This is a genomic window from Burkholderia seminalis (genome assembly GCF_001718535.1).
Lineage (GTDB): Bacteria > Pseudomonadota > Gammaproteobacteria > Burkholderiales > Burkholderiaceae > Burkholderia > Burkholderia seminalis.
Genome location: NZ_CP013400.1, coordinates 697,168 through 724,149, shown reverse-complemented (window position 1 = coordinate 724,149; position 26,982 = coordinate 697,168). Strand labels below are relative to the sequence as shown.

At 65.5% G+C, this 26,982-nt stretch carries 26 protein-coding genes; 13 read left to right on the top strand and 13 right to left on the bottom strand.

What is annotated here, in order from left to right:
- Window positions 1-76 precede the first annotated feature (76 nt).
- Window positions 77-487, top strand: a complete 411-nt coding sequence (locus tag WJ12_RS24020; RefSeq protein ID WP_049036155.1) for a DUF2471 family protein — start codon at window positions 77-79, stop codon at window positions 485-487.
- A 24-nt stretch (window positions 488-511) separates the two neighbouring features.
- Here WJ12_RS24020 and WJ12_RS24015 read toward each other — a convergent pair whose 3' ends face one another.
- Window positions 512-2,545, bottom strand: coding sequence for an NADPH-dependent 2,4-dienoyl-CoA reductase (locus tag WJ12_RS24015; RefSeq protein ID WP_069245875.1), 2,034 nt, complete (start codon window positions 2,543-2,545; stop codon window positions 512-514).
- Between the two features lie 75 nt (window positions 2,546-2,620).
- On the opposite strand from WJ12_RS24015, the gene WJ12_RS24010 reads away from it, so the two are divergent.
- The 3 genes from WJ12_RS24010 to WJ12_RS24000 all read left to right on the top strand — a co-directional run bounded on the left by WJ12_RS24010 (window position 2,621) and on the right by WJ12_RS24000 (window position 4,931).
- Window positions 2,621-3,703, top strand: a complete 1,083-nt coding sequence (locus tag WJ12_RS24010) for an AraC family transcriptional regulator (RefSeq protein ID WP_069245874.1) — start codon at window positions 2,621-2,623, stop codon at window positions 3,701-3,703.
- A gap of 188 nt (window positions 3,704-3,891) precedes the next feature.
- Entirely contained in the window at window positions 3,892-4,332 is a 441-nt protein-coding gene (locus tag WJ12_RS24005) for a hypothetical protein (protein ID WP_236871765.1), read from the top strand.
- A 116-nt stretch (window positions 4,333-4,448) separates the two neighbouring features.
- Window positions 4,449-4,931 carry a hypothetical protein gene (locus WJ12_RS24000; RefSeq protein WP_226103890.1) on the top strand — a complete coding sequence of 161 codons (483 nt, stop codon included), beginning with the start codon at window positions 4,449-4,451 and terminating at the stop codon, window positions 4,929-4,931.
- A gap of 20 nt (window positions 4,932-4,951) precedes the next feature.
- Here the strand turns inward: WJ12_RS24000 and WJ12_RS23995 are convergent, their stop codons facing one another.
- From WJ12_RS23995 to WJ12_RS23985, 3 genes are all read right to left on the bottom strand, one after another.
- Entirely contained in the window at window positions 4,952-5,401 is a 450-nt protein-coding gene (locus tag WJ12_RS23995) for an aconitase X swivel domain-containing protein (protein ID WP_049036158.1), read from the bottom strand.
- On the bottom strand, window positions 5,394-6,641 hold the full coding sequence (locus tag WJ12_RS23990) for an aconitase X (protein ID WP_069245871.1): 1,248 nt from the start codon (window positions 6,639-6,641) through the stop codon (window positions 5,394-5,396). Before WJ12_RS23990 ends, WJ12_RS23995 begins: the two co-directional genes overlap by 8 nt.
- Window positions 6,642-6,822: 181 nt before the next feature.
- Window positions 6,823-7,251, bottom strand: a complete 429-nt coding sequence (locus WJ12_RS23985; RefSeq protein ID WP_069245870.1) for a MarR family winged helix-turn-helix transcriptional regulator — start codon at window positions 7,249-7,251, stop codon at window positions 6,823-6,825.
- Between the two features lie 91 nt (window positions 7,252-7,342).
- Here WJ12_RS23985 and WJ12_RS23980 point away from each other — a divergent pair, with 91 nt between their 5' ends.
- The 5 genes from WJ12_RS23980 to WJ12_RS23960 all read left to right on the top strand — a co-directional run bounded on the left by WJ12_RS23980 (window position 7,343) and on the right by WJ12_RS23960 (window position 13,000).
- Entirely contained in the window at window positions 7,343-8,263 is a 921-nt protein-coding gene (locus WJ12_RS23980; protein WP_069245869.1) for a LysR family transcriptional regulator, read from the top strand.
- Window positions 8,264-8,370: 107 nt separating this feature from the next.
- A complete protein-coding gene (locus tag WJ12_RS23975; protein ID WP_034185643.1) occupies window positions 8,371-8,802 on the top strand; it encodes a MarR family winged helix-turn-helix transcriptional regulator in 432 nt (143 codons plus the stop codon).
- 68 nt (window positions 8,803-8,870) lie between these two features.
- Window positions 8,871-9,965, top strand: a complete 1,095-nt coding sequence (locus WJ12_RS23970) for an HlyD family secretion protein (protein ID WP_034185642.1) — start codon at window positions 8,871-8,873, stop codon at window positions 9,963-9,965.
- Between the two features lie 13 nt (window positions 9,966-9,978).
- Window positions 9,979-11,553: a DHA2 family efflux MFS transporter permease subunit gene (locus WJ12_RS23965; protein WP_034185641.1), complete on the top strand. Its 1,575-nt coding sequence runs from the start codon at window positions 9,979-9,981 to the stop codon at window positions 11,551-11,553.
- 16 nt (window positions 11,554-11,569) lie between these two features.
- A complete protein-coding gene (locus WJ12_RS23960) occupies window positions 11,570-13,000 on the top strand; it encodes an efflux transporter outer membrane subunit (RefSeq protein ID WP_059558509.1) in 1,431 nt (476 codons plus the stop codon).
- 145 nt (window positions 13,001-13,145) lie between these two features.
- On the opposite strand, the gene WJ12_RS23955 is transcribed toward WJ12_RS23960, so the two are convergent.
- The 3 genes from WJ12_RS23955 to WJ12_RS23945 all read right to left on the bottom strand — a co-directional run bounded on the left by WJ12_RS23955 (window position 13,146) and on the right by WJ12_RS23945 (window position 14,534).
- Window positions 13,146-13,556: a TIGR02594 family protein gene (locus tag WJ12_RS23955; RefSeq protein ID WP_034185639.1), complete on the bottom strand. Its 411-nt coding sequence runs from the start codon at window positions 13,554-13,556 to the stop codon at window positions 13,146-13,148.
- A gap of 270 nt (window positions 13,557-13,826) precedes the next feature.
- On the bottom strand, window positions 13,827-14,051 hold the full coding sequence (locus WJ12_RS23950; RefSeq protein WP_034185638.1) for a hypothetical protein: 225 nt from the start codon (window positions 14,049-14,051) through the stop codon (window positions 13,827-13,829).
- A 279-nt stretch (window positions 14,052-14,330) separates the two neighbouring features.
- On the bottom strand, window positions 14,331-14,534 hold the full coding sequence (locus WJ12_RS23945) for a cold-shock protein (RefSeq protein ID WP_034185637.1): 204 nt from the start codon (window positions 14,532-14,534) through the stop codon (window positions 14,331-14,333).
- A gap of 375 nt (window positions 14,535-14,909) precedes the next feature.
- Between WJ12_RS23945 and WJ12_RS23940 the strand changes: the two genes are divergently transcribed.
- The 3 genes from WJ12_RS23940 to WJ12_RS23930 all read left to right on the top strand — a co-directional run bounded on the left by WJ12_RS23940 (window position 14,910) and on the right by WJ12_RS23930 (window position 18,523).
- Window positions 14,910-15,821: a LysR substrate-binding domain-containing protein gene (locus WJ12_RS23940; RefSeq protein ID WP_069245868.1), complete on the top strand. Its 912-nt coding sequence runs from the start codon at window positions 14,910-14,912 to the stop codon at window positions 15,819-15,821.
- A gap of 131 nt (window positions 15,822-15,952) precedes the next feature.
- Complete coding sequence (locus WJ12_RS23935; RefSeq protein WP_034185635.1) at window positions 15,953-17,269, top strand: MFS transporter; 1,317 nt, start codon at window positions 15,953-15,955, stop codon at window positions 17,267-17,269.
- A 12-nt stretch (window positions 17,270-17,281) separates the two neighbouring features.
- A complete protein-coding gene (locus tag WJ12_RS23930; RefSeq protein ID WP_069245867.1) occupies window positions 17,282-18,523 on the top strand; it encodes a metal-dependent hydrolase family protein in 1,242 nt (413 codons plus the stop codon).
- A 285-nt stretch (window positions 18,524-18,808) separates the two neighbouring features.
- Here WJ12_RS23930 and WJ12_RS36080 read toward each other — a convergent pair whose 3' ends face one another.
- The 6 genes from WJ12_RS36080 to WJ12_RS23905 form a co-directional block, all read right to left on the bottom strand.
- Window positions 18,809-19,315, bottom strand: coding sequence for a hypothetical protein (locus WJ12_RS36080; RefSeq protein WP_156810501.1), 507 nt, complete (start codon window positions 19,313-19,315; stop codon window positions 18,809-18,811).
- A 352-nt stretch (window positions 19,316-19,667) separates the two neighbouring features.
- On the bottom strand, window positions 19,668-21,530 hold the full coding sequence (locus tag WJ12_RS23925; protein WP_034185632.1) for a methyl-accepting chemotaxis protein: 1,863 nt from the start codon (window positions 21,528-21,530) through the stop codon (window positions 19,668-19,670).
- Between the two features lie 152 nt (window positions 21,531-21,682).
- Window positions 21,683-22,354, bottom strand: coding sequence for an OmpA/MotB family protein (locus tag WJ12_RS23920; RefSeq protein WP_034185631.1), 672 nt, complete (start codon window positions 22,352-22,354; stop codon window positions 21,683-21,685).
- 57 nt (window positions 22,355-22,411) lie between these two features.
- Entirely contained in the window at window positions 22,412-23,176 is a 765-nt protein-coding gene (locus WJ12_RS23915; RefSeq protein ID WP_034185630.1) for a flagellar motor protein, read from the bottom strand.
- A gap of 13 nt (window positions 23,177-23,189) precedes the next feature.
- Window positions 23,190-24,440, bottom strand: coding sequence for a Crp/Fnr family transcriptional regulator (locus WJ12_RS23910; protein WP_069245866.1), 1,251 nt, complete (start codon window positions 24,438-24,440; stop codon window positions 23,190-23,192).
- Window positions 24,441-24,676: 236 nt separating this feature from the next.
- Window positions 24,677-25,339, bottom strand: a complete 663-nt coding sequence (locus WJ12_RS23905) for a glutathione S-transferase family protein (protein ID WP_034185628.1) — start codon at window positions 25,337-25,339, stop codon at window positions 24,677-24,679.
- 287 nt (window positions 25,340-25,626) lie between these two features.
- Between WJ12_RS23905 and WJ12_RS23900 the strand changes: the two genes are divergently transcribed.
- Complete coding sequence (locus WJ12_RS23900) at window positions 25,627-26,982, top strand: polyhydroxyalkanoate depolymerase (protein WP_049035779.1); 1,356 nt, start codon at window positions 25,627-25,629, stop codon at window positions 26,980-26,982.

Sequence of the window (26,982 nt, the reverse complement as noted above, 5' to 3'; positions counted from 1 at the left end):
ACTGTATATATTTACAGTGTTTCTGCGTCATTTGACCCGAATTCCGTCACCCGAGACGGTCTTTAGTGAGGCGACCATGTTCCAGTCATCCGCATTCGATCCCGAGCAACCCGGCTTCAATCCCGTCCACTTCGAGCGCGCCGCGCGGCAGGCGGTCGTCGATCTTCAGCGTGTCGTCGGCGGCCCCGCGCAGCGGGCGCTCGGCTTGCGGCGCCGCAGCCATCCGGCCGCCGTCCGCACGATGAGCTGGCAGGCGCTGCTGAATGTCGAGGAGCTGGCGTTCTCGAACACCGGCTTCCTGAACCGCAACGATCCGGCCGTCGTCGATGCCTTCATCCGGCTGCGCGACAGCCGGATGGTCGCCGCGGACATCGAGGAAGCCGTCGACTGGAAACGCGACGACGACGATCTGCCCGCCGTCTACCTGATCGTCAAGGCGATGCTGGAAGCGGAAGAGCGCGAGGCGCAACGCGTCGAGATGGAGTGACCGCCGCGACGCGCGGCCGTCCCGTTACAGCCGCGCCGCGAGCCGCGCGCCCTGATCGATCGCACGCTTCGCATCGAGTTCGGCGGCCAGCTCCGCGCCGCCGATCAGGTGCACCGGGCGCCCGGCCGCCTGCAACGGCGCGAGCAGCGCGCGCTGCGGCTCCTGCCCCGTGCAGAGCACGATCGTGTCGGCTTCGATCAGTTCGTGATCGGTGCGCTGCTCGCCGTACGACACGTGCAGCCCGCGCGCGTCGATCAATTCGTAGTTCACGCCGCCGATCATCTTCACCTGCTTCATCTTCAGCGTCGCGCGGTGAATCCAGCCGGTCGTCTTGCCGAGCCCCTTGCCGAGCGGCGCGGCCTTGCGCTGCAGCAGCGTCACTTCACGCGCGGGCGCGGGGACCTGCGCGCGCGTCACGCCGCCGCGCGTCGCGGCGGGGTCGGTCACGCCCCACTCGGCCTTCCACGCCGGCAGATCGAGCGCCGGCGATTCGCCGTCCTGCACCAGGTATTCGGCCACGTCGAAGCCGATCCCGCCCGCGCCGACCACCGCGACGCGCCGCCCGACCGGCTGCTTGCCCGCGAGCACGTCGATATAGCTGAGCACGTTCGGCCCGTCCTGCCCCGGAATCTTCGGGTCGCGCGGCGCGACGCCGGTCGCGAGCACGATCTCGTCATAGCCGCCCGCGATCAGGTCGCTCGCGTCGACGCGGCGGTTCAGGTGCAGGTTCACGCCGGTCAGCTCGACCTGGCGGCCGAAGTAGCGCAGCGCCTCGTGAAACTCCTCCTTGCCCGGCACCTGCTTCGCCATGTTGAACTGACCGCCGATCTCGGCCGCGCCGTCGAACAGGTCGACGTGATGGCCGCGCTGCGCGAGCACGGTCGAGCATGCGAGCCCGGCCGGCCCGGCGCCCACCACCGCGATGCGCTTCGGCTGCGGTGCGGGCGTGTATTTCAGCTCCGTCTCGTGGCACGCGCGCGGATTCAGCAGGCACGACGCGATCTTGTTCCTGAACGCGTGATCGAGGCACGCCTGGTTGCAGCCGATGCAGGTGTTGATCTCGTCGGCGCGGCCCTGCGCGGCCTTGACGACGAATTCGGCATCGGCGAGCAGCGGGCGCGCCATCGACACCATGTCCGCGCAGCCGTCCGCGAGAATCTGCTCGGCCACTTCGGGCCGGTTGATCCGGTTGGTCGTCACGAGCGGAATGCCGACCTCGCCCTTCATCTTCTTCGTCACCCACGCGAACGCGCCGCGCGGCACCGACGTCGCGATCGTCGGCACACGCGCCTCGTGCCAGCCGATCCCCGTGTTGATGATCGTCGCGCCCGCGCGCTCGACGGCCTTCGCGAGCTGCACGGTTTCGCTCCAGTCGCTGCCGTCCGGAATCAGGTCGAGCATCGACAGCCGGTAGATCAGGATGAAATCGCGGCCGACCGCTTCGCGCGTGCGCTCGACGATCTCGATCGGCAGGCGGATGCGGTTCTCGTACGAACCGCCCCACTGATCGGTGCGCTTGTTCGTATGCATCGAAATGAACTGGTTGATCAGGTAGCCCTCGGAGCCCATGATCTCGACGCCGTCGTAACCGGCCTCGCGCGCGAGCTTCGCGCAGCGCACGAACGCGCGGATCTGCCGCTCGACGCCGCGCGCGCTCAGTTCATGCGGCGCGAACGGCGAGATCGGCGACTTGATCTTCGACGGCGCGACCGCGAACGGGTGATAACCGTAGCGGCCCGTATGCAGGATCTGCAGCGCGATCTTGCCGTCCTCCGCATGCACGGCCTCCGTGATCTCGCGGTGCCGCCGCGCGGCGGCCGACGTCATCAGCGTGCCGCCGAACGGCTTGGTCCAGCCGGCCACGTTCGGCGCGAAACCGCCCGTCACGATCAGGCCGACGCCGCCGCGCGCCCGTTCGGCGAAATATTCGGCGAGGCGCGGCAACGTCTTGCGGCTGTCTTCGAGGCCGGTGTGCATCGAGCCCATCAGCACGCGGTTCTTCAGCGTCGTGAAGCCCAGGTCGAGCGGCGCGAGCAGGTGGGGAAAGGAGGTGGTCATGATGGTCGAGCCTATAAGCGATGCTTGCCATCGTAGGCGCGCGCCGCCTTGAGCGTGAGGGGGCAAACAGCCATAATGCTTGTCATTTCCGGCCAAACAGACATGACCTCCGCTCTCGCCAAAGACCGCCTCGGGCTGCGCCGGCCGACGATTCCGGTTGCCTATACGCGCCTGTTGCTGCAGGCGCTGGCCGCGCGCGGCGTCGACCTGGCCGCCGTGCGCGCCGGCACGGGCCTGCGCGACGCCGTGTTGGCCGAACCGGACGCGCGCGTCGCGCCGTCGCAATGGGGGCGGCTGGTGCTCAATGCGATCGAGATCGGCGGGGATCCCGGCATCGGGCTCGCGTTCGGGCTGCTGCTGAAGCCGACCGTACACGGCTTTCTCGGCTACGCGACGCTGACCGCGCGGGACATCCGCGAAGCATTGTCGGTCACGCAGCGCTACTTCCGGATGCGCAACCGCCAGTACCGGCTGACCTATGCGGAAGACGACCGCGGCGCGACGCTCGAACTGCACGGCGTGCAGGCGAGCCCCGTATTGCAGCATCACGTGATGTTCGAATTCGTGCTGACGGGGCTCGCGCAGAACATCTCGCAATGGGCCGGGCGCGCATCGCCGCCGATCGAGCTGCGGTTCGCGTGGCAGGAGCCTGCGTATTTCGCGCGCTATCGCGACCAGTTGCCGCCGGTGGAATTCGGCTGCGCGGCGAACGCGCTATGGATCGCGCGCGACGTGCTCGACTGGCCGCTGCCGCTCGCCGATGAAGTCGCGCACCGGCAGGCGCTCGTGCAGGTCGAGCGCGAGTATGCGCAGGTGCGGCAGGAAGAAGGCGACTTGGTCGGGCGCGTGCGCGCGGAGCTGGCGCGCGCAGCCGGCGACTACCCGGGGCCGGACACGCTCGCCCACGCGTTGCTCGTGTCGACGCGCACGCTGCGGCGCCGGCTGGAGGAAGCCGGGTCGAGCTACCGGCAGTTGCTCGACGAAGCGCGGTTTCGCGACGCGAAGCAGTTGCTCGCGGCGTCGGATCTCGACCTGAAGACGATCGCGGAGCGGCTGCAATTCACCGACCCGGCGAACTTCACGCGCGCGTTCCGGCGCTGGGCCGGGCAGACACCGAGCGCGTACCGGGAGGCGGCGGCGGGCGCGGCGCGCGACTGATGCCGGGCCCCGGCACGAGGTGCCGGCCCGCGATTTCATCGGTATGATCAATGCCAAGCCAAAGCGGCGCACTCTCCCGCCCCATGTCCAATCACACCACGCTGATCGAGTCGACGATCGACCGTATCGATACGAACCTCGTCCGGGTCGAGGCCAGTATCGCGAAGGTGCCGCTTTACCGACTCACGATGCAGAACGTCTGCTACTTCATCGGCGCCGGCGATATCGACGCGGCGGCCTTCAGGCAGATCGATCGATTGAAGCCCGGGATGGCCGTGCGCGCGTGCGTCTTCGACGATCGCGGCCGCCACCGGATCGCGTGGCTCAGAAGCGGCGATCTGGCGATCGCGCCTTACGATGCGCTCGGACAAAAGCGCCGCAACCTGTCGCTGCTGGCATGGGCGTCGTGCCTGTTCATGCTGAGCCTGCTGATCGGCGCGGCTGCGTTCAAAGCGGGCTGGGCGCTCGTCATCGCGCTGGCCGTGCTCGTGAGCATCATCAGCCTGCTGGGCACCCTGCTCGCGATCGCCGGCCTGTCCGAACGGGTCTTCCGGCCCCAGCGGCGCGAAGCCCAGGAAAAGTGGCGAAACGAACCCGCCGGATTCAAGGCGGAACGGAGCATCGGATGACCGATCGTGTGATGCAGATCGCGACCGGCGCCGTGACGTCCGTGAGCCAGAATACGATCCGTACGAAAGTCTGGAGCAACAACCTCGGCTGGACCACGCAAGGCATCGAGGAAATCGTGCTGCAACTCGACACGTTCGACGCACCGCTCACGGTCAGGACGGACAGCGCGCGAAGCCTGTTCATCGGCGCCGGCGACCGGCTGAATGTTGCTTACGTCCGAAGCCCGGATCGCGCCGCCATCTACGGCATTCGCAACGTCACGGACGGTTCGGTGTATCTCGTTCGCACCGCCGAAGTCGCCGGTGCCCGCACCGACGTATTCGTGACGATCGCCATTCTGGTCGCCATGGCCTTCGTCACCGGCATCATGTCCGCACTGCAACGCAGCACGGACGGCATGCTCGACATGGTGGCGTGGTTCGGCAGCACCGCGATTGTCCTCTTCGTGCTGAGTACGATCCTGCGCACCATGTTCGGCGTGATCGCGTGGCCGGAAATCCGGCGGCTCACGCAGCCCGGCGGCAAACGCGAGATGAATGCCGCCCGGCACGCGCTGTCGCTCACGCATGACGATACGCCGAACATCCGCTTTCTCTGACACGATACGCGCACGACGCGTCAGCCCCCGACGACGATCCGCGCGCCCCCTTCCCCCTCGCCCGCCTCGATCCGCACCTCCCCGGTCGCGGCGGCGATCGCGTCGTACACGTCGTCGCTCACGCACACCACCGGCACCGCGATCGCATACAGTTCGGCCGCCACGATCGCGCCGATCGAGATGATCAAGTCACGCTCCTTCAGCACGATCCCGACCGGCCCCGTGCCGTTGCGCACGGCTTCCGCGAGCACGCTGCTGCTCGAACTCGAACCCTTCGCGTGCGGCATCACCATCACCTTGCCGGCGAGGCTCGCGCCGGCCTGCGGATGGCCGCGATCGACGATCCTGCCCGCGCCCGAGTCGTAGCCGCCCCAGAAGCTGAGCGGCTTGTCGAGCACGAACGGGCGCGCGCACGCGCTGCCCGGCACGAGCGTGTCGCCCGTCAGACCCTTGCCCACGGCTTCAGTCATCGAATCGCACCTTTCCTTCGTACGCCGAGCGCACGCATTCGCGCATGCTGCCGTACGCGACCGTCACGCCGATGTTCGCGGGCGCATACGACGCCCATTTCCCCGAATTGGTCATCACGAGCCCCGACATCTGCTTCATCACGGGCGTGATGTACGTGCAGGTATCGACGACGATCTGGATGCCGCGCGCGGCGAACTTGCGCGCGAGGCCAGCCTCCTCCAGCTCCCACAGGATGAAGCGGCTCGTGTTCACGTAGAAATCGCACGCCGGCTTGCCGTCGAACGCGTCGAGCAACGTGTCGAGCGTGCGGAATTCGGCCAGCGAGAAATGCGGCGTGCCGAGCGCGACCGCGACGAGGGGATCGCCGGCCGCGCCGTGGTTCAGCGTGCGGCGAATCGCGTCGAGATCGGCCATCGCGACGTCGACCGTGCGTTGCGCCGCTTGCCCGTGCAATGCGACGTCGAGCGTCGGCGCTTCCGGCGTGATGCCCACCGCATGAAACAGCGCGACCGCACCGCTCGACGCGGCGGCCGCACCGAGTGCCTTGAGTTCGTCCTCGGTGGTGTCCGCCGGCAACCCGACGATCGCCGGCACGACCGCGCCCGCGATCCGGCCGATCAGCAGACCCAGCGCGGCAAAGTAGATGTCGCGCGACGGCAGGCCGGTGAAATCCGGCGCGTTGAACACGAGCCGCGCGGCGCGGTTCGCTTCGACATGGAGCCCCGCATACGGTGCGCGCCCGGTGATCGCGGCGGCCAGGTCGAGAAAATCGCCGTACCGGCTCGTGCGCGCGCCGAGCACCGAGTTCGCGAACACGATCGCATTCGATTCGGCCCACGCAATCTGCTCGCCCTTCGCGGGACGATGCTTCAGCTGATACGGCGCGCACGTGAAGCTCGATTCGCAACCGAGCTGCAGATGCGCATCCATCAGGCGCTGCGCGTCGCGCTGGATCGCGCGGTCGCCGTGGTACAGCTCGGGATGGATCAGGTCGAGCGACCCGACGTTCAGCGTGGTGGGCACCGCGACCTTCGTGCCGGTGTCGACGAAATACTCGACGAAATCGAGGCTCGTCCGGCCGTGGTAAAGACAGCCGTCGATGTGGGCGGACGTGATGTCGATCAGGTGCGGCGCGGACATCACGTGCGCGGTACGCACGACGATCCGCATCGCGCGCGCGACACCGTCGCCGAAATCCCCGCGCAACATCGCGTCGTCGCGGTCGCTCAACTGCAGCATCGGTTGCTCCTCGTGACTCGCACCCGGCAGTGTGTGTGCCGGTTCGTGTGATCCGTCAGAGGACTGTACAACTGGAAACAAAAACTGTCCAGATCGGGATTAATCCGGACAGTTTAAAAACCACTTTTCGCAGAAAACGACCGCCAGCGCCATCGTTGGCTCGAAATCCGCTCCAGTTCGCCTAGCGTTCCGCCGTCAGGCCGAACAGCTCGTCGCGCAATGCATTCGCGCGATCGCGGCCGACCTGCGCCTCGTATTCGTCCTGCGCGGCCTGCCACGCGATCCGCGCGCGTGCGAACGTGCGCTCGCCGAGCTTCGTCAGGTGCAGCACATGCGCGCGCGCATCGTGCTCGGACGCGGTCGTCATGACGAAACCGTCGCGCTGCAGCGGTTTCAGCCCGCGCAGCAAGGTCGTCCGATCCATCACGAGCGTCTCGGCGAGTTCGCTCATCAGCAGGCCGGGCCGGCGCGTGAGGTTCGCCATGATCGAGAACTGCGCGGGGGTGACGCCAACCGGGGCCAGATGGCGTTCGTACAGTTGCGTGACGAAGCGCGCCGCCTGACGCAGCGCGAGGCAGTGGCACGCCTGGGCAATCGAGGTGTCGTTCATGCTCCGCAATTTATATGTGCATATGCATAAAGTCAATGTACACTCCGCCGTAACGCGGCCGGCTGCCGGCCCTCGCGTCAAGGAGACGGACATGGACTACATCGACAAGCTGCGGATTTTCCGGTCGGTGGTGGAGATGCGCAGCTTCACGCGCGCCGCCGACATCCACGGTCTCGCGCGGCCGGTCGTGTCGCGCGCGGTCGCGGATCTGGAGGCGCGCTTCGGCAGCCGGCTGCTGCACCGGACCACGCGCCAGGTGTCGCTGACGGAAACGGCCGAGCGCATCTACGAACGCTGCGCGGCCGTGCTCGACGAACTCGACGCGCTCGAGGTCGAAGCGCAGACACAGAACCGCGAACCCGAAGGGCTGCTGCGTCTCGTCGCGCACACGACGGCCGCGCTGAACCGCCTCGTGCCGCTGATCGCCGGCTTCAAGAGCGCGCATCCGAAGGTGCGCCTCGACGTCACGCTGACCGAGCGCCCGGTCGACCTCGTCGGCGAAGGCTACGACATCGGCATCGTCGTGCCGTACATGCTGACGAGCGAATCGACCGTCGTGCGGCTGATCGAGCGCATTCCGGTCGTGATCGTCGCGACGCCCGCGTATCTGCGAGCGCATGCGCGCCCCGAGACGCCGGCCGACCTGGCCGATCATCCGTTCGTGCCGATCTCGCCTTCGCTGCGCCGCCCCGCCCTGTCGTTTCGCGTCGACGGCGACCTGCTGACCGTGCCATTCCGCTTCGACATCTCGTCGAACAGCCCCGTCTTCAACCGCGAAATGGTGATGAACGACTTCGGCATCGGCGTCGTCCCGAAAACGCTCGTCCAGGCCGAACTCGCGTCGGGCGCGCTCGTGCAACTGCTGCCCGACGCCGACCTCGTCGACGCATCCGTCGAGATCAAGCTCGCGTACGCGAACCGCGTGCTGCTGCCCGCGAAGGTGAAGGCGTTCATCGACTACACGGCCGCCTATTGCGACCGCGAAGGCTGGATCGTTCCCGCCGCGGCCTGACCGGGCGCGCGAACGCGCCATGTTGCAGTCGATTGGTACAGCCACGACACCAATCTGATCCCGCCCCGCCCATCGCTTCACGCGATCCCCCGCCCTAACATGTGCACATGCACAAGACCACGCTCACCGACGACGATTGCTTTGCGGTCCGCCAGGCCGCCCGGCGAATCTCGCAGTTCTACGAGCGCTATCTGTCGCGCGCAGGTGTCACGCCGTCGCAGTACAGCATTCTCGCGCTGCTGCGCGACCAGCCCGGCCTCACGATGGCAACCTTGTCGAGCGTGCTGGTGATCGAACGCACCGCGCTGCTGCGTGCGCTCAAGCCGCTCGTCGGCGCGGCGCTGGTGACGGGCCGGATCGAGCCGCCGTGCCGCGGCCAGACGTTCGCGCTCACCGCGCACGGCGAAACCAAGGTCGCCGATGCGCACGTGCACTGGCTCGCCGCGCAGGAAGCATTCGAGCGGTGTTTCGGGTCGGCACAGGCGGCCCGCCTCAGAGACGAATTGTTCCGGATCACGCACAACCTGCCGGAACGCTGATCGACGACTTCCCCGACGGACGGCACGCCGTCTTTCGTTTTGATAAGTGCATATACATAGGTGAATCGATGGAAACGACCCAAACCGCTGCCGCGTCACGCGAAGCAGCCACAACCGAGCAGCCCGCGAAGCAGCAACGCCGCGTGCCGTGGATGCGGATCGCGGTAGGCGCCGTCGTCGTCGTCGTGGCCGCGGCCGCGCTCGACTGGCTGTTCGTGCTGCGCTTCCAGGAGAGCACCGACGATGCGTACGTCGGCGGCGACGTGACCGTGCTCGCGCCGAAGGTCAGCGGTTTCGTCGACAAGATCCTCGTGACCGACAACCAGCGCGTGAAGGCCGGCGACGTGCTCGTGCAGCTCGACGCACGCGACTACGACGCGAAGCTCGCGCAAGCGAGCGCCGAAGTCGACAGCGCGCGCTCCGCCGTCACCGAACTCGAAGCGAAGCAGCAACTGCAATTCGCGGTGATCGGCCAGCACGCGGCGGACAAGAACGCGTCGTCGGCCGAACTGACGCGTGCCGCATCGGACCGCGTGCGCTACCGCGAACTCGTCAAATCCGACGCCGTATCGAACCAGATCGTCGAGCGCGCCGACGCCGATTACTCGAAAGCCGGCGCGGCCGTCGAACGCAGCGACGCCGCGCTGCTCGCCTCGAAGCGGCAGCTCGACGTGCTCGGCGCGCAGCTCGCCGATGCACGGGCCCGCGTGAACACCGCGCTGGCCGCGCAGCGCGTCGCGGCGCTCAACGTCGAATACACGACGATCCGCTCGCCCGTCGACGGCTACGTCGGCAACCGCACGGGCCGTGTCGGCATGCTCGCGAACGTCGGCGTGCCGCTGCTGACCGTCGTACCGGCTTCCGGACTGTGGGTCGATGCGAACTTCAAGGAAGACCAGCTGCGCAAGATGCGCGCGGGCGATCGCGTCGACGTGTCGCTCGATGCGTCGAGCACGAAACTGCATGGCCGCGTCGACAGCCTCGCGCCCGCGACCGGCGCGACCTTCAGCGTGCTGCCGCCCGAGAACGCGACCGGCAACTTCACGAAGATCGTCCAGCGCGTGCCCGTGCGCGTGCATCTCGATCCGCAACCCGGTATCGATCACGTGCTGCGCCCCGGCCTCTCCGCGGTCGTGACCGTGCACACCGACCACGCGAACTGAGCGGGAGCCGACGATGACCACCGCGTTTTCCGGCGACCCCGCGTCGCAACCGACGAAGCAGCGCGTATTCGCGTTCGCGCTGATGTGCGTCGGCTTCTTCATGGCGACGCTCGACATCCAGATCGTCGCGTCGTCGCTGCGCGACATCGGCGGCGGGCTTTCCGCGAGCCAGGACGAACTGTCGTGGGTGCAGACGGCCTACCTGATCGCCGAGATCATCGTGATCCCGATGTCGGGCTGGCTGTCGAAGGTGATGTCGACGCGCTGGCTGTTCGTTGCGTCGGCCGTCGGCTTCACGATCACCAGCATGCTGTGCGGGCTCGCGTGGGACATCAACTCGATGATCCTGTTTCGCGGGCTGCAAGGCGCGCTCGGCGCCGCGATGATCCCGACCGTGTTCACCACCGCGTTCGTGCTGTTCCCCGGCAAGCAGCGGCTGATCGCGTCGACGACCATCGGCGCGCTTGCATCGCTCGCCCCGGCGATCGGCCCGGTGATCGGCGGCTGGATCACCGACCAATGGTCGTGGCACTGGCTGTTCTACCTGAACCTCGTGCCGGGCATCGCGGTGGCCGTGCTCGTGCCGCGCTACGTGCATATCGACGAGCCCGACCTGAGCCTCATCAAGCGCGGCGACTATCTCGGCATCGTGCTGATGTCCGGCTTTCTCGGCTGCCTCGAATACGTGCTCGAGGAAGGCCCGCGCAAGAACTGGTTCGGGGACGACGTGATCATCATCTGCGCATGGATCTCCGGCATCTGCGGCTTCCTGTTCCTCGTGCATGCGCTGACCGCGAAGGATCCGATCGTCGACCTGCGCGCGCTCGCCGTGCGCAACTTCGGCATCGGCAGCCTGCTGTCGTTCGTAACCGGTATCGGGATCTTCGTGACCGTGTTCCTGACGCCGCTGTTTCTTGCGCAGGTGCGCGCATTCAGCTCGCTGCAGATCGGCATCGCGCTGCTGTCGGTCGGGGCGTTCCAGCTGGTCGCGCTCTGCGCCTATGCGTTCGCCGCGCGCTTCTTCAGCCTGCGCGCGCTGCTCGTGTTCGGGCTGATCTGTTTCGGCCTCGGCTGCTACCTGTACACGCCGATCACGCACGACTGGGGCTGGCGCGAATTGCTGCTGCCGCAAGCGCTGCGCGGCATCGGCCAGCAGTTCAGCGTGCCGCCGATCGTGACGATGGCGCTCGGCTCGCTGCCGCAGTCGCGGCTCAAATCGGCGAGCGGCCTGTTCAACCTGATGCGCAACCTCGGCGGCGCGATCGGCATCGCGGTGAGCGCGACGATGCTCAACGACCGGCTGAATTTTCACTATCTGCGCCTGAACGAGCACGTGAGCGCCGGCGAACCGCAGATCGCGTCGCTGCTCGATCGACAGGCCGCGTACTGGGGCTCCGTCGCAGGCAATACGCTGAATACCGCGCAGGCCGGGCTCGCGAACCTGCATCGGCTGATCTATCGCGAAGCGCTGACGCTCACTTATGCGGATGCGTATTACGCGCTGTCGCTGTGTTTCGTCGTCGCGCTGCTCGCCGTCGTGTTTTCCAAACCCATTACGTTGAACGCGCCGCCGCCGGACGCACACTGAGGCCAAGGTCATCATCATGAAAAAGCTACTCGTCGCGCTGGCCGTCAGCGCATTCGCCGCCGGGTGCGCGGTGCAGCCCGCGCAGCATCCGGCGCTGTCCGAATCCGTCCAGACGCTCGCGCCCACCGCATGGGATACCGACGTGCCGCGCGCGGACATCGACGCCGCCGGCTGGTGGGCGCAATTCCACGATCCCGTGCTCGATCAACTGATCGCGACCGTGCTCGACGGCAACCTCGATCTGCAGGCCGCGGCCGAACGCGTGAAGCAGGCACAGGCGCTGACCGTGCAGAAACGTGCGGTGCTGCTGCCCGAACTCGACGCGACCGCGCACGCGTCCGACGCGCGGCAGAACACGCCGCCGCCGCTCGGCTACGTGCGGCAGGCAGGTGCCGGGCTCGCGCTGAGCTGGTCGCCCGACGTGTTCGGCGGCGAACGCCTCGACCTGCTCGCCGCGCAAGCGGAACTTGTCGGGCAGAAGCATGCGGAAGACGCGATGCGGCTCGCGCTGGCGGCCGATGCGGCATCCGCGTATGTCGATCTGCGCTGGGCGCAGCAGGAACTGAAGATCCTGCAGGACAACGCGAGGATTCGCCAGCATGCGCTCGAACTCACGCGCAAGCGGCAGGCGTTCGGGTTGTCGACCGAACTCGACGTGACCCGCGCGCAGAACCAGCTCGATGCGCTCGAAGCGCGGATTCCGCCGACGCAGGCGCAGATCTCGCATCAGCTCAACCTGATTGCCGTGTATTCGGGGCGCACGCCGGAAGCGGTCGACCGGCTCGTGCTGGCGCAGGCCGGGGAGATCCCGGCGCCGCCGATCGGGGCGCCGGGGACGCTGCCTTCGCAGGCGTTGTTGCGGCGGCCGGACGTGCTGACCGCCTATGCGCAGGTCGAACGGCGTGCGGCGCAAGTCGGTGTGGCGAAGGCCGAGCGGTATCCGAAGTTTTCGTTGAACCTGACGGACGGGATCCTGGCCGCGTCCTATCTCGGGTTGCCGACGTTGACCGACAACCTGTTCAGCGCGGCGCTGAGTGCGACGAGCCCGATTTTCAATGCGGGGCGGATTACCGCGGATATCTCGCAGAGCGAAAGCCGGATGCGCGAGTCGGAACTCGGGTTGCGGCAGACGATGCTGCAGGCATTGCGGGAAGTCGAGGATGCGCGCGCGAATCTCGTCAGCTCCGACGAGGCGACACGGAAGCTCGGTAGCGCGCTTTCCGCGTCGGACAAGGCGCTCGGATTGGCGAATCAGCTCTACAAGGGCGGTGCGACGGATTTTCTGGATGTGCTGTCGGCGCAGGAGGTGTATCTGCGGGATTCGGATTCGCTCAACCAGGTCAAGCGTGAGCATGCGCTGGCGGCGGTGGCGTTGTATCGGTCGCTGGGGGGTGGGTGGAGCAGGAATGACGCGGCCGGGGAGGTGGAGGCGGTGGCGAAGAACTAGGCGCGATCGCGATACGGTGCCGGCCGCTACATTGGCCGGCGCGCCGTGCATCAGCAGCACGATTCTGGACACTTGATCGACGACAACCCGATCGAGTCAACCGCCATCACGCGATTGCGAATTCGCACATGCCACCGCGACGCGGTCATCCCGCATCGGGCCAACGATAACCGATCACTTCGTTCAGCGGATACGCAAGCTCGCGCACCTCTTCCAGCTGATTGCCGCCGAACAGATGCACGTATTCGTCGTCGTGACGCAGATAGAACCCGACATGCCCTTTCCAGCTCGCCGGATCGTCGCGCGTCAGGATCGCGATGCAGCCATAGACCGGACGCTCCAGCGGCCGGCCCCATTCGAGCCATGAGCGCGCCAGTGCGGAGCCGGTGCCGCGGAATCCCGCGTGCGTCATGCACCAGTTGACGAAGGACGAACACCAGGAAATCTTGTCGTCGTAGCCGACCAGGTTCGTGTGGTTGTTGTACTCGACGATGCGCGGGTTGATGCTGCCGGGTGGATGGCGGCGGATACCGAGTTCGGCCAGCGCGACGGCCATCCATGGCGGATGGGCGGCCTCCGGGCTGCGCTCAGGATTGGACAGGGTCACGTCGTTCTCGGGCGAGTGTGATGTGCGTGCAATCTTCGCACGAATCCGAAGGTTGGCAGCGCCACTCACCGACGACGTCGAAAAAGGAAAATCCGGCAGCCCGAACCGGGCGCGCGGATGCAATCGGAAGGTAGAGAATCGATCACACGCGAGGTTCGGGCGCGCGCTGTTGCGCGCCCGGGTAACTACATGCGCCGGGTGGGCACCACGGCGTTGTGGTTAGCCGCGCGTATCGACCCAGTTGCGTGCCCAGTGTGCCGAGTGCCGCAGTGCCTGCGCTTCACTCTCGAAGTAGTCGAGCGAATAGAACCGGTAGCGGCCTTCCGCGGACGCGCTATCGACGCGCTCGAGCAGCAGGTTGGCTGAAAAACTGCCGTCGGGCAGACGATGCGCCGAGGGCTGGACGGCATAGCCGTTATATCGATGATTTTGTATGTTTTGCATTTCTAATTTTAATAATGTTCGACTGCGCGCGTGCCGTGCGATATGTGCACGGATGCGCCGATTCAACGCCATTGCGCGCTGAATCTCAAGCAGTCGGAAAGCGAAAATAAGGCGCTGCGGCCGGAGGGGGAATGAAGTGCAACGAGACGTGTGACGCCGGGTTGGCCGCTGAATGAACAGAAGCAGCCACGAACACGCGCGCCAACTTTAGGAGACCAGGCTCCGTGAGGATGTCGCTGCGACCCGGCGCCCATCGTGGGAGGCCGGGCCCTTCAAACTTTACAGCGGCTGGATGTTGGCCGCTTGCAGACCCTTCGGGCCTTGCTTCGTCTCGAAGCTCACTTTCTGGTTTTCAGCCAGCGTCTTGAAGCCGTCGGCACGAATTTCCGAGAAATGAGCGAACAGGTCGTCGCCGCCGTTGTCCGGCGTGATGAAGCCAAAGCCTTTGCTGTCGTTGAACCACTTGACGATACCGGTATCCATGAAGATTCCTTGAGAAAAAAATAGAGAGATTTGCTCTGTTGAAGAGCGCGTGAAGCGTCAAGGAGGGAGAGGACAACGAATACCGCTGTGGAGAGCGAGCAATTGATGAACAGCAATCGGACTTCTTGGACTTCGATGCACACACTAACCGCCGGGCAGGTGCGCGTCAACAGATAACTTGTAACTGTTTCATCTCGCGATCCGCTTTTCGGGCGAATCGATGTGGCCCCAACCGGCTGTGCGCCTTGGCTGGCCTGGCGCGCGTGGCACACGGTCCCCACGCGAATACGCCGATCGGCAACACCCTTCCCGCCGGATGATTTCCGCTCGATCCAACCGTATCATGTCGGTAGCCGCCTCCGATTCCCGCCTGCCATGCGCATCACGCCTCTCCCCCCACTGCAATGCCTCGTCGCGTTCGAAGCCGCCGTGCGGCATGCGAGCTTCACCAAAGCCGCCGCCGAACTGCACTTGACCCAAAGCGCGATCAGCCGCCAGATTCAACAACTCGAGGAATTCCTCGGCCGCTCGCTGTTCGTGCGCGAGCACCGCTCGCTGCGGCTGACGATCGCCGGCGAGCAATACGCGGCACAGGTCCACCACCTGCTCACGCAATGCGCGGAAGCCACGCACGACGTGATGAAGCCGTACGGCGATCTCGAACTGACGATCGCGTGCTCGTCCGGCGTCGCGGTGCTGTGGCTGACGCCGCGGCTGCCGCACTTTCGCGCCGCGTATCCGAACATCAAGCTGCGCCTGATCGTGCGCGATGCGCTCGCATCGATGTCGCCGGCGGAATTCGACGTCGGCGTCTACTACGTGCGTCAGCAGACGCCGGCCGAATACACCGCGCGCCGGCTGTTCGACGAGGAAGTGTTTCCCGTCTGCGCGCCGGGCTATCTGGCCGGCCGCACGCTGGACGCGGCCGATCTCGCGAACGAAACGCTGCTGCGCCTCGAGGACGGCCAGCGCCAATGGATGTCGTGGTCCGAATGGTTCGACATGAACGACGTCGACCGGCAGAAGGCGCAACCGCAGGACATCACGATCAACTCCTATCCGCAGATCGTGCAGATGACGATTCTCGGCCAGGGCGTGTCGCTCGGCTGGCGCTACATGATCGACGCATGCATCGAAGCGGGCCTGCTCGTGCGCGTGACGGAAGCGTCCGCGAGCCATGGCGGCGGCTATTACGTGATCTCGCCGAACGACCGCGTGCAGAACCAGGCCGCCCGCCTGTTCACGCGCTGGCTGTTCGAACAGGCGGAGCAGCAGACCGCGCCCTGACGCTCCGGGCGCGATGCATGCGTACAGCGCATGCGTGCATGCGAATCTTTCGTTTCAGAAAAAAATCCGGCTGTCCGTAGCATGGGATTCACGCGGGGCAGTCGTCCCGGCTTCTGACAAAGGAAAAGACCATGCAAGGAACGCTTTCCCCGCGCGCCGCGCCTGCCGTCGATGCGGCCGTGCAGCAACGCCGCCGCGCCATCGTCGCGACCGTGATCGGCAACGGCCTCGAATGGTTCGACTTCACCGTCTACAGCTTCTTCGCGGTGATCATCGCGAAGCTGTTCTTCCCGACCGGCAACGAACTGACGTCCGTGCTGCTGACCGTCGCGACGTTCGGCGTCGGCTTCTTCATGCGGCCGGTGGGCGGGATCGTCCTCGGCGTGTATGCGGACAAGGTCGGACGCAAGGCCGCGCTGTCGCTCACGATCCTGCTGATGGCGGCCGGCACGGCGCTCATCGGGATCGCGCCGACCTACGAGCAGGCCGGCATCGCCGCGCCGCTCCTGATCGTCGTCGCGCGGCTGCTGCAAGGTTTCTCGGCCGGCGGCGAGATGGGCGGCGCCACCGCGTTCCTTACCGAATACGCGCCGCCGGAGAAGCGCGCGTATTACTCCAGCTGGATCCAGTCGAGCATCGGCTTCGCGGTGCTGCTCGGCGCGGCGACCGGCACGTTCGTCACGACATCGCTCGACACGCAGGCACTGCACAGCTGGGGCTGGCGGTTGCCGTTCCTGCTCGGAATCATCGTCGGGCCGGTCGGTTACTTCATCCGCAGCCACATCGACGAGACGCCCGCGTTCAGCGCCGTCGAATCGCAGGTGAAGGAAAGCTCGCCGCTGAAGGAGGTGCTGTCCACCTACCCGCGCGAGACGTTCGCGAGTTTCTCGATGGTCATCCTGTGGACCGTCTGCACCTACGTGCTGCTGTTCTACATGCCGACCTATTCCGTGCGCACGCTGCATCTGCCGCAATCGACCGGCTTCGTGGCCGGCATGATCGGCGGGCTGATGATCATGTGCTGCTCGCCGATCGTCGGCCGGCTCGCCGACGTGTGGGGACGGCGCGTGTTCCTGTCCGGCTCGGCGCTCGCGATCCTCGTGCTCGCGTGGCCGATGTTCGCGTGGATCAACCATGCGCCCGGGTTCGCGTCGCTGATCGTGTTCCAGGCCGTGTTCGGCGTGCTGATCGCGACCTATACGGGGCCGATCCTCGCGGCGTTCGCTGAGCTGTTTCCGACCAAGGTGCTGTCGACCGGGCTCTCCGTTGCGTACAACTTCGCGGTGACGATCTTCGGCGGGTTCGCGCCGTTCCTGATCACGTGGCTCATCGCCCGCACGGGCAGCAACATGGCGCCGGCGTTCTACGTGATGCTCGCGGCGGCCGTCAGTTTCGTCGGCACGCGCTTCGTGAAGGATGCGAAGCGTGCGGCCTCCACGACTCGATAAGGATTTTTCCATATGACCATTACCGTGCTGCAAGGCGGCGACGTGCTCGACCTCGAACGAGGCGTGTTGCTCGAACATCATCATGTCGTGATCGAAGGCGAACGGATCGTCGAAGTCACCGATCGGCCGGTGGATTTGCCGAATGCGCAGGTGATCGACGTGCGCGGCAAAACCGTGATGCCGGGGTTCATCGATTGCCATGTGCATGTGCTGGCTTCGAATGCGAATCTTGGCGCGAATGCGACGCAGCCGAATATTCTTGCGGCGATCCGGTCGCTGCCGATTCTCGATGCGATGTTGTCGCGTGGGTTTACCAGCGTGCGGGATGCCGGGGGCGCGGACTGGAGTTTGATGCAGGCGGTCGAGACGGGGCTGATTCCGGGGCCGCGGATTTTTCCGTCGGGGAAGGCGTTGTCGCAGACCGGCGGGCATGGTGATTTTCGGCCTCGGGGGGATTTGCTGGAGCCCTGCTCCTGCTGTTTCAGGACGGGGGCGATTGCGCGGGTCGTCGATGGGGTTGAAGGTGTACGGCTTGCCGTGCGTGAGGAGATTCAGAAAGGCGCGACGCAGATCAAGATCATGGCGTCAGGCGGCGTGGCTTCGCCGACCGATCCGATTGCGAACACACAGTATTCGGAGGACGAGATTCGGGCGATCGTCGACGAGGCCGAGGCCGCGAATACGTATGTGATGGCGCATGCCTATACGGGGCGAGCGATTGCGCGGGCCGTGCGATGCGGCGTGCGGACGATCGAACATGGGAATCTCGTCGATGAAGCGGCCGCGAAGATCATGCATGAGCATGGGGCGTTCGTGGTGCCGACGCTCGTCACTTATGACGCGCTGGCCAAACATGGGGCGGAGTTCGGGATGCCGGCGGATTCCATCGCGAAGGTGGCTTCCGTCCAGCAGAAGGGACGCGAGTCGCTTGAGATTTATGCGAAGGCCGGCGTGAAGATGGGGTTCGGGTCGGACCTGCTTGGCGAGATGCATGCGTTTCAGTCTGGGGAGTTTCGGATTCGCGCGGAGGTGCTTGGGAATCTGGAAGCGCTCAGGTCGGCGACGACGGTGGCGGCGGAGATTGTGAATATGACAGGGCAGCTTGGAGTCGTTGCGGTGGGGGCAATCGCCGACCTCGTCGTGCTGGATGGGAATCCGCTTGAGGATATTGGGGTCGTGGCTGATGAAGGCGCGCGGGTCGAGTATGTGTTGCAGCGGGGGGCGGTTGTGAAGCGGCGTGCCGGCGGGCGTTGATGTGAATTCATGCCGCGACTTCGGCAGGCGCGGTGTGGCCTCACGGACCACGCGGTCGTGACAGTTACGCTCGGCAACGCAGTCGATCATCGGTACGTAAGCCAACTCCAGTCCACGCCATGTGAGATGATCAGACGACGATGACGGGTCGTCCGACCGCTTGTGGCCGAACGCCGCCGGCCGCCGCCCTGCGAGGCGCGACCGGCGCAGATCGACCCGCTGCGGTCAGTGGTATCGACCGATAGCCGTCGTTCATTCGCTTCTAAACATCTGCGCAGTCACCATTTAGCTGCTTGTAATGCGTACCCCTTCGCTTCTTAAGCGCTGCAGAAACTGATTCCGTGCCACAGATGCGCTAGCCCAAAGATCGACAAGCTCCCCCTCCCAAAGAAGAAATGTGGCTCTTAGCGGTATGTAGATGTATGCGCTTATGCCGCAACGAAGCACTGTGGCGCAACACCCAAGCACGTCATCTGCTTCGCTGGCCTCGAAGAGTTGGCCAAAGCCGTCCCACGGGTTTAGCTTGCCGGAGCATGTCGATTCCATCTCCTCCAATAGTGAATTCTCAAGCTCCGCATACCTCGACCAATCCGTGACCTGGAGCAAACAGGTTCTCGGCGGCTCAAGATAGCTGCGAATGCCGTCGACAATCACGGAAGCTGCCCCATCGGTTTCCGGCACTGCGAATTGCAAATACGATGTGTGGCCTAGTCCGGCCTTCCCGTACGGCGCTTCAATACATTCTTCGTTTTTCAGCCACGTCGAACAATCGGAAGGGGACAGCGATTTCATGTCGATACCCGAGCATGTTGCGCAAGTAGGAGGTAGATCCAATTGTCGACCAATTAAGTGGTCGCGTCTAACGTCTGAAATTGGCCGAAGCGGACAACGGTCCGACAGCCCCGTACCGAAACAGCGCTTCCTATTGAACAATGTCACTCAAGATAAGAATCCGTCGGCGACTTTCGCCACCATCGCGGCAATGACGGCGACAAGCACCACCGCCCTCGCGCCAACCCCTCAATTTGGAAATGCGTTTCATTTCCACAAACACCACCAGATCCGATCCATCTAGCAAAAACGACCACCGTGCCCCACGGCGGTCGTCTCTCAGAAACCCTACTCCAAACCCCAAAATCAACCCCTACTCATCCACCTTAAAAGCCGAAACCAGCCTGGTCAATTCCGCCGCCTGCTGCTTCAAACTCTCCGCCGCGGCCGCACTTTCCTCGACCAAAGCCGCATTCTGCTGCGTCATCTGATCGAGCGACTGCACCGCATCCCCGATCTGATCGATCCCAGCACTCTGCTCCAGACTAGCCTCGGCAATCTCGCTCATCATCGCGCTCACGCCTTGAACCTGCGAGACAACGTCGCTCATCACCTTCCCCGCCTCGCTCACCAGCCGCGACCCGGTATTCACCGTCCCCGCGCTATGCTCGATCAGCGCCTTGATCTCCTTCGCCGCCTGCGCACTGCGCTGCGCCAGATTCCGCACCTCCGAAGCAACAACAGCAAACCCGCGCCCCTGCTCCCCCGCCCGCGCCGCCTCCACAGCGGCATTCAGCGCCAGAATATTCGTCTGAAACGAAATACTGTCGATCATCACGATGATCTCGGAGATACGCTGCGACGCGTTGCTGATCTGCTCCATCGTCGTCACGACCTCGCCCACCACCTGCCCGCCACGCGCCGCCGTATCCGATGCGCCGTTGACCATCTTCGCGGCCGTCGCCGCCGTCTCGGTGTTATTGCGCACCACGGCCGTGATCTCTTCCATCGACGAAGCCGTCCGCTCCAGGTTGCTCGACTGCCCTTCGGTACGCTCGCTCAGATCCGCATTCCCCGAAGCAATCTGCGCCGATCCGGTCGCAATCGACGCCGACGCCGCGCGAATCCGGTGAACGAGCGTCGACAGCGACGACACGAACCGGTTGAACGCATCCGACAACTGCCCGATCTCGTCCTGGCTCTCGACCGTCATCCGGCGCGTCAAATCGCCCTGACCACTGGCGATCTCCGACAGCAGCGTCGCCGCCCGACGAATCGGCGCGGCAATCGCACGGCCCACCAGCCAGATCACCAGCAGCGCAACCGCGAGGCCCACCACCGCCGCAACCAGCGCCGCGCTGCGAATGGCGCGCGTCACCGGCCCGAGCAATTCAGCCTGCGGTACTTCGACGACCACATACGCATTCAGCTCCGGAATGAACGACGTCGCGATGAAGCGCGCGCCGCCATCGCCGTCGTAACTGAGGTACGCGTACGGCTTGCCGGCGAGCAGCGTCGACGACGCATCGCCCGGCAGCCCCGGCTGATCCTTCAGGAAATGCTTGCCGTCGATCAGCGACGTATCGCGATGCATCATGAACGCGCCGTCGGGACGCACGAGATACGCGAACCCGGTCTGGCCGATCCGGTAGGCCGAAATGCCCTTAGCAAGCGCATCCACGGACAAGCTCATGCTCGCCGCGCCGATCGGCGCGCCGTCGAGTTCCACGCGGCTGTTGATGAACATCATGTAGCCGCCGACGGTCACCTCGCGATCCATGTTCACGTCGAATGCCTTGCCCGACGACAGGAAACGCGTCAGCCACTGATCCTTGTCGGTCACCTTCCGCTGCAGGCCGGCTTCGTTGTAGTAGTTGCCGCTCTTCACCGACACCCACTGCACGGACGCGGCCTTCTGCTCGTCCTTCACGTTCTTCGCGAGCTGGATCCAGTTGCGCGTGCCGGCGTCGGGTTCGCCGTCGGCTTCCCATTGCAGCAGGAACGCATCGCGCGCGAGAATGCGCGACGCGGCGATCGGGCCGGCCATCTGGCGCTGCACGTCGGCACGAATGCCGTTCACGGCGGTCGGCAACTCTTCACGGACGACGCGATCGCGCACCGCGTTGCCGATCAGACGAACGCTGAGCCCGCTCGAAATCGCGACAAACACGAGCAGGCAACTCGTCATGCTGAGAATCAGCTTGTTCTGAATGGAAAGCTTGCGCCAGAAGTGCATGGGGAACCCTCGGTAACCGCTCGGTCTGAGCCAGTTTGGGTTATCGGCATGCACGCGCGGAATCGCATCGCTGATTTCAGATATCGACCATGCGAGATTCGTTATGTTGATGACGGGCGGACATAAGCGTCGACCCATACGCAAGGATCGGATCAGTACGCAACGAAAATCGTGACGCGCCGATTCCTTGCCCTTGATGCGGCGTCGTCCCCCACAACGAGCGGCTGCGTATCGGCCCGCCCGATCGCCGCCAGCCGATGCGGCGCCACACCGCGCTCCGTCAGGTAGCGCACCACACTCCCCGCACGCGCCGACGATAGCTCCCAGTTCGATTCGTATTTGGCGTTGGCAATCGGCACATTGTCCGTGTGGCCTTCGACGAGGATGTCGCCGGTTGCGTGCGCGCTCAGTGCCTGCGCGATCTGGTTCAGCACCGGCGACGAATCGGGCAGCAGGCGCGCATCGCCGACATTGAACAGGATCTTCGCATCGATGCCGATCTCGACGCCGTGCGGCGCCTTCACCAGCGAGATCCGGCCATTCGACTTCAACGAATCGAGCAGCGCGAGCCACGGCGGCGGCGCGGAGTCGGGTTTCACTACGTTGGCAGCACTGGCAGCGCTTCCGGCCTGCCGCGCTAGCGTCTGGAAGCGTGCATCGAGCGCGTTGTATTTCGCGAGCTGCAGCACATACAGCGCAAGAAACAGCACCATCAGCGTCGTGATGAGATCCGCGTACGAAATCAGCCAGCGTCCGGACTGCGCGCCTTCGAGTTCGTCATCGTCGCGATCGGCAGCGGAAGCGCCGTCAGTTCGAGCAGTCATGCGGTCGAGAATCCCGGTTCGTCATATGGCGCTGGCACCTGAACGCGCACACGTCCATCAAGCAAGCGATTCGGCCGCCCGCCCACGCACGTCGCCGGTCAGGCGCGTTTCGATCGTGTGCGGCGACTCCCTGCGCGAAATCGCGAGCAAACCGTCGAGATACAGCTTGCGGAACCGCATCTCGCTGTCGATCTGCGCACGCAGCTTGCCGTACAGCGGCAGGAACACGAGGTTTGCAAACGCGAGCCCGTACAGCGTCGCGACGAACGCCACCGCGATGCCCGGCCCAAGCTGCGCCGGTTCGAGAATATGGCTCGTCACCTGCACGAGCCCGAGCACCGAGCCGAGAATGCCGAACGTCGGCGCATAGCCGCCGGCCTGCTGCCACACGCGCACGGCGGCGAGGCGGCTGCGCTCGTACGCATCGAGTTCGCGCTGCAACGCATCCTCGAGCACGGCGGTCGACACGCCGTTCGCCAGCAGTTCGAGCCCGCGGCGCGCGAATGGATGAATGCCGCTCACGTCCATCGACTCGAACGCGAGCAGCCCGTCGAGCTTCGCGCGGTCGCCCCATTCGAGCAGGTCGGACAGGTTCTTGCGATCGACCTCGCGCGCGCGCACGAACGCGAGCCGCAGTTGCTTCACCGCGTCGAAGAAGCGCGCCCACGTGTTCTGGATCATCACCGCGCCGAGCGTGCCGCCGAGCACGATCACGAGCGCCTCGAACTGGAACAGCATCGAGAAATGACCGCCTTCCAGCGCGAAACCGAACACGATCGCCGCGCCGCCGAGCACCACACCGGCCAGGGTCAACAGATCCATACGCCTCCCCGTCTCATGCATCCGACGACGACGTGGACGCCACCGGCGCCACGCCCGCCGCAGGCGCCTTCGCCGCACGCACGGCATCCAGCACGCGCTGCTCGATTTCCTCGACCTCGATCGGGTCGAGCTTGATCTCGCGGCGCATCACCCATGACACCTCGTTGCGCCGCGCCTCGGTCATCACGGAAAACAGCTTGTCGGCCACCGCGCGATCGTCGAGGTTCGCGATCAGCTTCGCGAGATCGTACGTGTCGAACGCGCTGATCACGTCGAACAACGTGCGCTGGTCGACCCACACGAGATCCTCCAGCGCGCGCACGTCGCCGCCGCGCCGCGCGTTGCGCCGCGAGAAGTACGCAACGCCCTTCTGCTCGACGTAACTGAGCACCTTCGATTTGCGGAACGCGAACACTTCGTCGGCGATCTCGCCGTTCGACAGCTTGTTGAGCAGCAGCGTCTTGTCGACGCCGATCAGCGATTCGAGATCGGCCAGTTCGATGAGTTCGAGTTCGCTGTTGATCGACAGGTCGAGATCGTGATCGGCGACCTGCTGCGCGCGATCGATGATGCGCGCGGCGTCGAACGTGACGACCTGGCGCGCGTCCGACGAAGCCGCGTAGTCGACGGCACCGCCGGCACCGTCGGATTGCGCGGCTTCGATCGTGACGAGATTGAGTTTTTCCATGCGGCGCAGCATCGCGAGCACGTGCGGGCGCGAGTGGCCGGAAATCGCGCGGCATTTGCGGATCACCTCGGCGAGCGGCACGGAAGCTTCGGCGGCATGCGCCTGCATCGGCCGGCGCGCCCATGTATCGCCCGCGTCGCGCGTGTCGGCGCCCGCCATCAGCGACAGCACGTGCGCATACGACAGCACGCCCGGCATGAAGTCGGCATGCGTGTAAGTCGCAAGCTGGTCGTCCTTGCGCTTCACGCGGCGGATCATCGTTCGCACGATATGGCGCAGCAGCGCGGACACGCGCTCGATTTCATCGTCAAGCATGCCGGCCGGCACGACCGTGAGCTGACAGAACGACAGCGCCTTCGCGGTATGCGCGCGCGGCTCGGCCGCGAGCAGCGCCGATTCGCCGAAGAACTCGCCGCGGCCGAGCGTCGCGACGATCACGCGCTTGTCGTCGCAGCGCGTGGACAGCTCGACCTTGCCGTCGGTAATGAGGAAGATGACGGGCTCGCCGGCGAAGCCCTCGGAATAAATGATTTCTCCGGGCGCCGCCGTACGCGTCCACGATTGCTGACGATTCAAGTCGATTCCCCTGCTGCGCTGGTTGTTGCGGACTGCGCGTCGCCCGTCGAAAGCGCGCGATCGCGAGTCGTCCCCGTGACTCGTTTACGTCATTGGGCTCAACATCCTTTAGGGAATTCGTCCTCGTTTCCGACCGAAATCAAGGTAAAACGTTTGCGAGTGGCGCAAGCGCGTCGAATGTTCGTTTCGCCGCTTGCGCGTGTAGTGAAATTGAAAGCGTACGGCGGCCGTGTGCGTCAGAACTCCATGTCGAGTTCGTCGATGTCTTCATGCTCGGCCTTCGCCGCATCGATCCATTCCGCGACGAACGGCTGCGCGAGCACGCGCATGCAGTATTCGGCGATGTCCGGCTCGAGCTTGACGTCGTAGGTCAGGAAGCGCGTGACGACCGGCGCGTACATCGCATCGGCGATCCCGATCTGCGCGCCGAACAGCCAGGGGCCCCCGTACGCGGCGAGGCACTCGCGCCAGATCGTGACGATCCGCTCGATATCGTGCTGCGCGCGTGACCAGATCCGGAAGCCGGGAAAATGCGCGCGCAGGTTCATCGGCAGCGCGGAGCGCAACGCGCTGAAGCCGGAATGCATCTCGCCGCAGATCGAGCGGCAATGCGCGCGCGCATGCCGGTCGTCGGGCAGCAGCCGCGCCTGCGGCCGGATCTCGTTCAGGTACTCGGCGATCGCGAGCGTATCCCATACCTTGCTGCCGTCATGCGTCAGGCACGGCACGAGGATCGACGGCGACAGCAACAGCAGTTCCGCGCGCGACGCCGCATCGATCGGCACGCTGACCGTCTCGAACGCGAGGCCGCTCAGCTTCGCGAGCAGCCAGCCGCGCATCGACCACGACGAGTAATTGCGGCTGCTGATGGTCAGCGTCGTCAGTCCGGTGGATTCCATGTTGCTCCCTGCTGGTTGCCGTTCGTGCCCCTGCACCGAAACGGATGCATCACGCCGTGATCCGCACCACGCCTGTGCGGCCCATTCGCCGAACTGGCGCAGCGCCGCACGGTGTCGCGACACGCATCGCACGCCGGAGCGGTGCGGCCACGCATCGACCGCACCTGCCCGTCGTCTTGCGCCGCCCGCGCCGCCGCGTTTCCGAACCGCGTGCAACGCGCGTGCCAGCCGCATGCTGGCACACGGCTTGCCTCGTTCCTTGCAACGCGGCGCAACGAGCGACGGCCATGAACCTGCTTGCCTATCCGTTTTACCAATGGTCTGCCGAATGCGTGCGCCCGGCGCGCGCATGGGCGGCCGCCACCCGTGCGACGATGTCGCTGTGGCCGCCCTCGACGTCGACGCCGACCGGCCGCATGCTCGACGCGCTGTGCGAACTGCTCGAATGCTGCGCATTCTCGCACCGGCGTCCGCCGTTCGGAATCGAATCGATCGCCGTCGACGGCGACACGGTGCCGATCGTCGAGGAAGCGGCGGCCGTCACGCCCTTCGCGACGCTGCTGCACTTCCGCAAGGCGCGGCCCGTCGCACGCCAGCCGCGCGTGCTGATCGTCGCGCCGATGTCCGGACACTTCGCGACGCTGTTGCGCGGCACCGTGCAGACGATGCTGGCCGATCACGACGTGTACATCACCGACTGGCACAACCCGCGCGACATCCCGCTGACGGCCGGGCGCTTCGGCTTCGACGAATACGTGGCGCACGTGATCGACTTCATCCGCCAGATCGGCCCGGACGCGCACGTGCTCGCGATCTGCCAGCCGACGGTCGCCGCGCTCGCGGCGGTTTCGCTGATGGCAGCCGGCGGCGATCCGGCGCAGCCCGCGAGCCTGACGCTGATGGCCGGCCCGATCGACTGCCGCGTGAATCCGACGAAGGTCAACGCGCTCGCGACGAGCCAGCCGATCGAATGGTTCGCGCGCAACCTGATCAGCGTCGTGCCGGCGGGCTTCGTCGGCGCGCAGCGGTGCGTGTATCCGGGCTTCGTGCAGGTCGGCGCGTTCATGTCGATGAACCCGGACCGGCACGCGGCGTCGTTCGCCGATCTGTACTACCAGCGCGCGAAAGGCGACCCGGCGAAAGCCGACACGCTGCGGCATTTCTACGACGAATATTTCGCGACGGCCGACCTCACCGCGGAGTTCTATCTGGAAACGGTCGAGAAGGTGTTCCAGCAATACGCGCTCGCGCGCGGGGAGCTGACGGTCGGCGACCGGCTCGTCGAACCGGCGGCGATTCATCGCACCGCGCTGTTGACGGTCGAAGGCGAGAAGGACGATATCTGCGCGGTGGGCCAGACGGTGGCCGCGCAGGAACTGTGTTCGGGGTTACCGTCGTATCTGAAGACGCACCACGTCCAGACGGGTGTGGGGCACTACGGCGTGTTCAACGGCAGCCGGTGGGAAACGCAGATCTATCCGATCGTGCGGGCGACGATCCATGACAACGAGCCGTACGATCGCACCGCGAATGCGGAAGGCGACCCAAGCGGCACCCACTACGTCACGCTGCGCGCCCTGCTCGATGCGCGCGCAACCGGGAGCGACGCAACGACGGAAACACGATCGCATCACGCGCACTGA